Source organism: Halobacillus sp. A1 (genome assembly GCF_024189295.1).
Taxonomy (GTDB): domain Bacteria; phylum Bacillota; class Bacilli; order Bacillales; family Halobacillaceae; genus Halobacillus_A.
Genome location: NZ_JAIZEN010000044.1, coordinates 1 through 7,869 on the forward strand (window position 1 = coordinate 1; position 7,869 = coordinate 7,869).

A 7,869-nucleotide genomic window follows, 5' to 3' on the forward strand; every position below is an offset into this window, starting at 1 on the left:
GTAGTTTTTTATGAAAAATAAAAAAAAGACCCTGGTAGGGTCTTTATACATTTAATGTAGTCTCGTCATCTAAAACTGAAGCAATTTTTAAAGCTTGAACAACAACGAGGAATAGTTTTCTATCATTGTTACAAACTCCAATCACTTTTGCTAAATCAACTGGGTGACTGTTGTATAAACTTTGACCAACTGACGCTAAATTTTTGGAAGAACTCGTGAGTCCGGGATGATTGAATTCTTGTTTCCCGTCTTCAGCAAAGATCATCAAACTCGAAATCGGCCCACCTGGACCGGGCGTTAACTGATCTATGTCCAAAAGTTTGTAAATTTCAGGAAGGGATGCGATATAGCAATTTACTCTATACTCAGAATTGCTTTGTGCATTGGAGTAAATCCTTGTCAATACATTGTAATTCTTTTCGTGTTCTTCATTGTAAAAGTACATTTATATCTCTCCTTGTTTATCAATTTAGTATAATTGTATATGTATATATCACATTTGTGAAAAAATCTTATAAAGTAGATAGATAGGAGTTTTTCAATGGAACATTTCCTTGCTGAACTATTAACATTAGTGACTTTAATATTCTTGAATATCAACTGGGGTACAATAATCAATTCATTTATCGCAGCAGCAACAGCCTGGGCCGCGTATTCTTCTTTCAGGGCTGCGCGAAGCTCTGAAAAGAATGTAAGAATTTTAAAAGAAGAAAGCCAAAAACAATTCAGTCCCAAACTATACATAGATTCAGAACCATTCAAAATAAAAAAAGATACTATATTGAAAGATACTATATTGAACAACGAAGAATGGATGACTAAAAAAGAAGAACAGAAGAAAGATTTTCCAGAAATCAAAATGCTTGCCTTCTCTCCATATTTCATTAATTTATATAATTTAGGAAGAGGACCAGCCAGAGCTATTAGAGTGAGTTTTGAATGTCCGTTAGCCAAACAGTTTTTTAATAAAAGCAAGATCATTTCTAATTATGAAATTAAAAAGAAATCAGCTAAAAACAGAGCAAAGGACCCAAATAAAAAAATAATGTTCACAGAGTTTGAAGTTACAGACAACGATAGCCGAGTAACCAAATTAGAAACAACATCTCCATATTATCAAGAATTTATGTTTTTACGTTCAGCGATTGACGAAAACATTTTCCACAAAGTAAATCTACCCAAAAATTTCACAACTATTATTTATATGTACTCGAACAGATTCGGAAAGGTAGGAAGAGGAGATCCACAAGAAATTTTAGATGAAATAGGTATTAATCATATAACAGATTTGTATTGTGTTATGGATGTTGAATACAAAGATATATACTTTAAAAAAGCCGATGAACTTAAATTTGAAAGGTTCATTATAAAGCTTTCTTCACTGAATAGTAAAAGTGCAGCTGGAACATTTGAATTAAGGGAAGCTGGAAGCGAAGATCTCGTTGGTGAACTACATAATTACCCCTATTAATTTACTAATTTATATTCCCCCAGAATGGGGGTTTTTTTGTGCGACGTTACGTCAAACAAAAAACGGACCGACAGATGTTACATCTATCGGTCCTGCGAAGAAAATATATAGTTTAATAATGAAATTATGGCGGTCTAAAAACAAACAATATGAGAGTGAGAAGGGCATTGACTTTAAATTGCTATAAATTCAGTCATAGCAAAGGTTTCAAGATTTTTCGTAGTAATGAAAAATCATTACCGTAGTAATGAAAAATCATTACCACGAAAAATGTCCGAGTAATGAAAAATCATTACCACGAAAAACACTGTTATAACAAGCTTTCAACTATCATTTCACCATAATTTTTCCGGTAAATCTTTTAATGGTTTCTTTCTCATAGGTTTGTGGAATATTGCTTTTAACGCTCCATCGATATTATTACGATCCCCACTAAACATAAGGTGAGGATTAATAAACAATGCATAAGAACGCACATTATTATCCTCTAATCCAGATTCTGATCGAGCAATTATACCTTTGTCAATCAGACTTTTAATCATAGGGTTCACATTTTGTTTTTTCCTGTCCAATATGTCAGCAACTTCACTTTGAGTCAGAGGAACCGCAGATTTCTTTTCTATATTATCTACTATGCAATTTGATACAAATTCAACATTCGGTATAAGATCGACAAGAAAACTTTTTTCGCCAGTAGTTAGAAACTTTATTTCTCTTAAGTATTTAAAGTTATTCTGTTTCATCTGCACAAATTTTGCTCTATCTTTATATATACGATCTGGAACTAATTTTGCCCCTCTTGAGTATGCTTTTGTTTGCAACATCGTTGCTTGAGCCATTTCTTCATCGGTGAGAATTTTATTATTCTCATAATCTCTTACTCTTGCTTTTTGTTCAGCCTCGCGAAATGTTTTACTCATAATAATTTATTTCCCTCCCTTTTAAAATGAAAGGGATTCCTTGTTATAGCCGAAAATACGATATATAATTAAAGAAGATCTTATAATTCGGGTTGCAAGAAACCCCAAACCTTCTGGAACGTGCAATTCCAGAAGGTTTTTTTATTTAAAAATCACTTTCAACAAAACCACTTGAAATATTTTCACCGAAAATTTTTTTCAACTGCTTTAGAGTGTTAGTTCTCAAATTGTTATCAATACCCTTGTTTTCCAATTCTACATCAATTTCCTCTATTTTTTTAGACAATTCATTCATTTTTTTCGTGCACTCTTTTTCGAACTCCTGATCATCTGAAGCAAAACGAACGGCAAACCATTGGCGTTTTTCTTTAGATAACTCGTGACGATCTATTATAAGATTAATAGATTCAACCCCATAGTTTTCATAAAACGTGTTAAGACGGCTCTCAGTGCTTATTTTAACCATTAGACTCTCTCTCCTTTAATTTTCTATAAAAAGTTGCTTTGGACAAATTGCAAATCTTACATATTTCTCGAACAGTATGATTTTTCGCATCGTACAGTTCAAATGCGTGCTGAATCCGAGGGTGATCTTGTGTGTACCAAGTAACTCGACCTTTATAAACTCCCTTTTCTTTAGCTATTTCAATACCTGCACGTTGCTTCTCTTTCAGTTGGCTTCGCTCCAACTCAGCAAACCCGGCCAAGTTTGTTAAAAAAAATTTACCCACAGGACTATTAAGATCCACCTGGAGATCCAAAAACACCAGGTTAACTTCTTTTTCTTCTAAATCCTCCACCAGCTGCAGCAATTGCCTAGCTGTCCTTCCAAGGCGATCCATCCTAGACACCACTAGTGAATCTCCTTTGCGCATAGAGGAAAGAAGCTCATTTAACTTTTTATCTTCAGAAACACCAGAAACCTTTTCCATTATAATTTCATCTACACCATAACCTTTTAATTTCTCGATTTGTGTTTCTAAACTCTGGGAAACATCAGAAACACGAGCATATCCAAATTTCACGAAATCTACCCCCCTTATAAAACAACCCAAGTGAGACTCCAAAACCATAATAAAATCAATGAATAAATATTAAATCATTTGTGTATACCCTAATGATACAATCAACTTCACAAAAAAGAAATGCTTGTTGGTTGAAGTAACTTCAACCAACAAGCAAATCTAAAACGTAACGTTTTAGATTTGAAAAACAATCAATAGAAAAAACCTTTCCTTCTAGTCTTTTAGTCCCTTTTTTTGTAATTTTGCTGAAATATGTCATTATTTGATGTTACGGTTTATTTGGAAAGACATTACATAAAAATCATATCTTAGGAGGAGTTTAATGACAGCAGTAATGAAAAATCAAAAATTGAGAATGGTAATGGTTTTTACTATGATTTTGACACTGGTTTCTTTTTCACTAAATACAGGATCAGTAAATGCAGCAGAAAATGACCCGTCTCAGGAAGAAGTTGAAAAGAAATCTGCAGCTATTTTATCAGCTTTTTCTTATGAAAATGGCCAATATGAGTTTGACGAAACTATTGCCTCTGAAAAAGGTCTAACCGAAGATGAAATTTATCAAACTGATATGTATTTCCAAAGCCTTGACCATCAGAAACTAGCAGAACTTCAGTCAGCTAAAAATAATGTTGCCGATGAAAGTGGAATGGTTGGAATAGCAGCTGTACCTCTCCTGCCAGCAGCTGTAGTTGCTTTTTTAGGAACATTAGCTGTAACTGTTGGATGGAAACTAGCAGACGAAATCACAGGTGATTTCTATAAATATGGTGTAACAAAAGGATGCCAAATGTGGGATAATGTTGGTGTAGTAGAAGATTTTTGTAAGATTAACGATTACTTATAATCAAAAAACGAAGGCTATTAGGCCTTCGTTTTTTTGTATTTATTTATAGCATATGTCCAACAAACAGCACCAATTAACATAAGGATAACAGGTAGAGCTATAAGAATACCAAAGAAAGCAAAACCTTCCATTAATAGCTCCTCCTTTCATAAATTGTTATAATTATTCATTTTCAATGTTAATCCTAAATTAAGATGATTGAAAGGCAGATACCGAAAAACAAAAAAAACACTACTTTTCTCTTACAAGAAGGCATTTAAATGCTTAACCTCTCGTAAGATCCTACCTTCCAAATTATTCCAAAACTTCAAAACTTCAAAAGGATCTAACTCACCTTTTATCCTATTTGTCTATATAGTGTAGGCAAAATATCTGAATCACCAATTTCAATAGACTTTTTCAAATTTTCTACTTAAAGTATAATTAAATAATTAAATCAATAATCAAATACAATAATCATTTCACTAATGGTTCGTTTCTGATTCTTCATTAACGCTGTTTACAATGCATTTATAGGATTATTTCTTTTAAAAATAGGAGGTTTAATCTTGGAAACAAACCGGATTTACAAACCCAGTGAAGTTGCAGAAATTTTAAATATTTCTAGTGATTTACTTCGAAAATACACTGATACATTCAACATACAAACTGATTGGACTCAAAAAAACAGAAAAGGTCATCGTCGTTATACTAAAGAAAACGTAGAGGAACTAATTGCAATACGGGAAAAAATTGAAAAACAAAACTGGAGCTGGGATCAGGTCTCGTCCTGGCTGAATGGAGAAGAAGAACAATACTTCAAAAATTATGAAGAAAGATCCAAGTTGGAAAATAAAATTGATAAGCTGATGGATCAGCAAGCTCAAATGTTGGAACAACAAAAACTTCAGGAACAGTTTAACTTAGCTTTACTTCAAAAATTAGAAAAATCCAGTAATGAAAAACAGGAATTAAAACAATACATTGATGAAATGACCAAAAAACGCGACGAGAAGTTGATTGAGCAAATTGCGGCTGCAAAAGAAGAAGAAACGGAAAAAGAAGTAGAAGAAAAACAAGAACCAAAACGGAAAAAACTTTTCGGGTTATTTTAACAAAGAGTAAGCGTCTATTTATTTATAAAGAAAGTGAAGTGGTGAAATGGACGAAAAAAAGAAAATGACTGTTAAAGAGAAACAAGAATTCTTAAGAGAATATTATAAAAGTTCTCTCGGAAAACCTTTGGAGTTTAAACCACCCCACATATCACCGAGGAAACAGAGATACGTCGAAGAAGTGACTATAACAAAAAAAATAAGAAGATACTTCCTTTGACTCGGGGGATTTTCAATTCGTTTTGATATTTATATGTAACGAAAGTACGCTGCTTTTGATTAAGAAGATCAATTTATGTAACGAAAGTACGCTGCTTTTGATTAAGAAGACAATTTATGTAACGAAAGTACGCCGCTTTTGATTAAGAAGATCAATTTATGTAACGAAAGTACGCTGCTTTTGATTAAGAAGACAATTTATGTAACGAAAGTACGCCACTTTTGATTAAGAAGACAATTTATGTAACGAAAGTACGCTGCTTTTAGATACGAAAATAGATTTATGTAATGGGGAATGAATAGGGAGATAAAAAAAGAGAACTCATATGAGTTCTCTTTTGAGGATTTATGAAATTTTTGTTGGTTAAAGGGACCTTTTGCAAGACTACAAAAAGTTTAAATTTATTCAAAGACTTTTACTTTCTTACGACTTAATTTCACGAAAAACGTTGTCTTTTTAACTTTTACATTATGATGTTTCAATTCATCAACAACGAGATCCAGTAGTTGAAATTTTTGTTTATTAATTCCGTGCCAGGATGGTAACCCATTTAATTTTTCAAATTCATACCTAGTATTACTCAAATTTTTTGTAGCTGCAACCTCAATTAAATTCGCTTTTACCTCCTTAAACATCTTGTTGGCCATTGAAACAGTTACTGTATTGTTTGTCTTATGTATCTTGAAACTGGATATCTTACCACAATCGAATTTTAAATTCTTTTCTTCTATGTCAAAGAACTCGTCATCAATGACGATTCTTTCTTTCACTTTAGTCCTTTCTTTCTTGAAATCATCTGTGGCCAACAATAGCACAGCAACATTTTCATAGCGCAAAAACATAAAATTACCGTTTTTCTTTTGCTTATTTCTGTAGCGCTGTGATCTTGTCATATCTGTTTGATACTTTCCAATAAGCTTTTTATCGATTTCAATCCATTTGTCCTTTTTCGATTCAGGATAATAAGTAACGTGAAAATACTTATACCCTCGTGTTACTAACCACACAATCTGTTGCAAAAACCCTGCCAGACTTGTCGGTTTGTACAAATATTTATTTCCCACAATTACACACCTCCCGGTGATAAAAACATTAAACAATGTAGGAACCTCCCGGTTACTTTCTGCACTGGGACGTCACTCCCCAGAGATAACCAGGGAGCTCCCGAATACAGAACAGCTGCTGAGTAGTCACTCTCAACATATTTACGTTCTTATAAAAACCGATTTGCTTTCGCCCACCTTTAGAATCAAGTGTCACCAAGATTCAGGATTACCCTCGCCACTGCCTTGCAGCTCGGATATAAGACTACTAGCAAAAGCTCCCAGACCTCGCACTTGCTGTCACACAAGCCGGTCGGTCCTTCCCACTTTAGAAATAAGTATCAAAATTATAAGTCACGTCTCCTCAATACACACGCTGTTACGGGTAGAATATAGAAGCCCCCGATTACTTACCTCTCGGCTTTCATTCGCTATGTGTACGTCGCTGGATGATCGGCACGTCTCTTATAATTTTCACTCCCAAGAATCCACGCCATTACGCGTTGCGGATCCCTTTACCAGACCCATTCATCTGGCTTAATTACGGTTGAGCTATTTAGTCAGTTGCATTACTACAACAGACCTCCCCGCGGAAGATAACGTTGAAAGGTTTCCCAATCCCCGTTATTTGGATTTTCACCAATTTACTTATTTCGAACATAACAGATAGGTCTGTTACATCATTTCAGTGTCGCCCACATTCAATTAGAAATAGTGAGTAGAAGCAGCTCTTCAGCTGCAGCCCTCGTTCCCTCGACGCAAGCAACTCTCATTGCACGTCGCGAGCGATGAAGTTCTCTTTCACTGGTTGACAGCCAGATCCCCGAGAACAGCAGCACAGTGGAGTATGACTAGTACTCCCTGCACCTAAATAAGAACGTAATAAATATTCATTCTGCAGCTGACAACCGCAGAAAACCCTAAACCCCTTTCTCTGCTTTGCACTAGTGTTTTTCACTCGTGATCTGACGGATCACGAGTGAAAAACACTAGTGCTACTATATTCCCCTAACAATACACCATAATTTTCTTGAATCCTTTAATATCAAGCATACTCGTCGTTAGAGTACTCGATAGCAGAGTAAGAGGTTTGACAAGTTAATAAAATTGTACATTTTAATTGTAGTTTTTTATGAAAAATAAAAAAAAGACCCTGGTAGGGTCTTTATACATTTAATGTAGTCTCGTCATCTAAAACTGAAGCAATTTTTAAAGCTTGAACAACAACGAGGAATAGTTTTCTATCATT

At 34.2% G+C, this 7,869-nt stretch carries 8 protein-coding genes; 3 read left to right on the top strand and 5 right to left on the bottom strand.

Features of this window, described 5'->3' with window-relative positions; all coding sequences use genetic code 11:
• Positions 1-43: 43 nt before the first annotated feature.
• The gene (locus LF817_RS19715; protein ID WP_253937523.1) at positions 44-445 is read right to left on the bottom strand and encodes a DUF2538 family protein; all 402 of its coding nucleotides are present in this window, start codon (positions 443-445) and stop codon (positions 44-46) included.
• 96 nt (positions 446-541) lie between these two features.
• Here LF817_RS19715 and LF817_RS19720 point away from each other — a divergent pair, with 96 nt between their 5' ends.
• Positions 542-1,471, top strand: coding sequence for a hypothetical protein (locus LF817_RS19720; protein WP_253937524.1), 930 nt, complete (start codon positions 542-544; stop codon positions 1,469-1,471).
• Between the two features lie 335 nt (positions 1,472-1,806).
• Here LF817_RS19720 and LF817_RS19725 read toward each other — a convergent pair whose 3' ends face one another.
• The 3 genes from LF817_RS19725 to LF817_RS19735 all read right to left on the bottom strand — a co-directional run bounded on the left by LF817_RS19725 (position 1,807) and on the right by LF817_RS19735 (position 3,416).
• Positions 1,807-2,391 (bottom strand): helix-turn-helix domain-containing protein, encoded by a 585-nt coding sequence (locus LF817_RS19725; RefSeq protein ID WP_253937525.1) that lies wholly within the window; start codon positions 2,389-2,391, stop codon positions 1,807-1,809.
• 145 nt (positions 2,392-2,536) lie between these two features.
• The gene (locus tag LF817_RS19730) at positions 2,537-2,857 is read right to left on the bottom strand and encodes a hypothetical protein (protein WP_253937526.1); all 321 of its coding nucleotides are present in this window, start codon (positions 2,855-2,857) and stop codon (positions 2,537-2,539) included.
• Entirely contained in the window at positions 2,850-3,416 is a 567-nt protein-coding gene (locus tag LF817_RS19735) for a recombinase family protein (RefSeq protein ID WP_253937527.1), read from the bottom strand. The genes LF817_RS19730 and LF817_RS19735 overlap by 8 nt, the downstream gene beginning before the upstream one ends.
• A gap of 322 nt (positions 3,417-3,738) precedes the next feature.
• On the opposite strand from LF817_RS19735, the gene LF817_RS19740 reads away from it, so the two are divergent.
• Both LF817_RS19740 and LF817_RS19745 read left to right on the top strand, forming a co-directional pair.
• A complete protein-coding gene (locus LF817_RS19740) occupies positions 3,739-4,263 on the top strand; it encodes a hypothetical protein (protein ID WP_253937528.1) in 525 nt (174 codons plus the stop codon).
• A gap of 548 nt (positions 4,264-4,811) precedes the next feature.
• Positions 4,812-5,357: a MerR family transcriptional regulator gene (locus LF817_RS19745; protein ID WP_253937529.1), complete on the top strand. Its 546-nt coding sequence runs from the start codon at positions 4,812-4,814 to the stop codon at positions 5,355-5,357.
• Between the two features lie 621 nt (positions 5,358-5,978).
• Here the strand turns inward: LF817_RS19745 and LF817_RS19750 are convergent.
• A complete protein-coding gene (locus tag LF817_RS19750) occupies positions 5,979-6,641 on the bottom strand; it encodes a hypothetical protein (RefSeq protein WP_253937530.1) in 663 nt (220 codons plus the stop codon).
• Positions 6,642-7,869: the final 1,228 nt, after the last annotated feature.

Coding starts and splice junctions, on each gene's coding strand:
- LF817_RS19720 (WP_253937524.1), top strand. CDS start 542: ATGGAACATTTCCTTGCTGAACTATTAACATTAGTGACTTTAATATTC.
- LF817_RS19740 (WP_253937528.1), top strand. CDS start 3,739: ATGACAGCAGTAATGAAAAATCAAAAATTGAGAATGGTAATGGTTTTT.
- LF817_RS19715 (WP_253937523.1), bottom strand. CDS start 445: ATGTACTTTTACAATGAAGAACACGAAAAGAATTACAATGTATTGACA.
- LF817_RS19725 (WP_253937525.1), bottom strand. CDS start 2,391: ATGAGTAAAACATTTCGCGAGGCTGAACAAAAAGCAAGAGTAAGAGAT.
- LF817_RS19730 (WP_253937526.1), bottom strand. CDS start 2,857: ATGGTTAAAATAAGCACTGAGAGCCGTCTTAACACGTTTTATGAAAAC.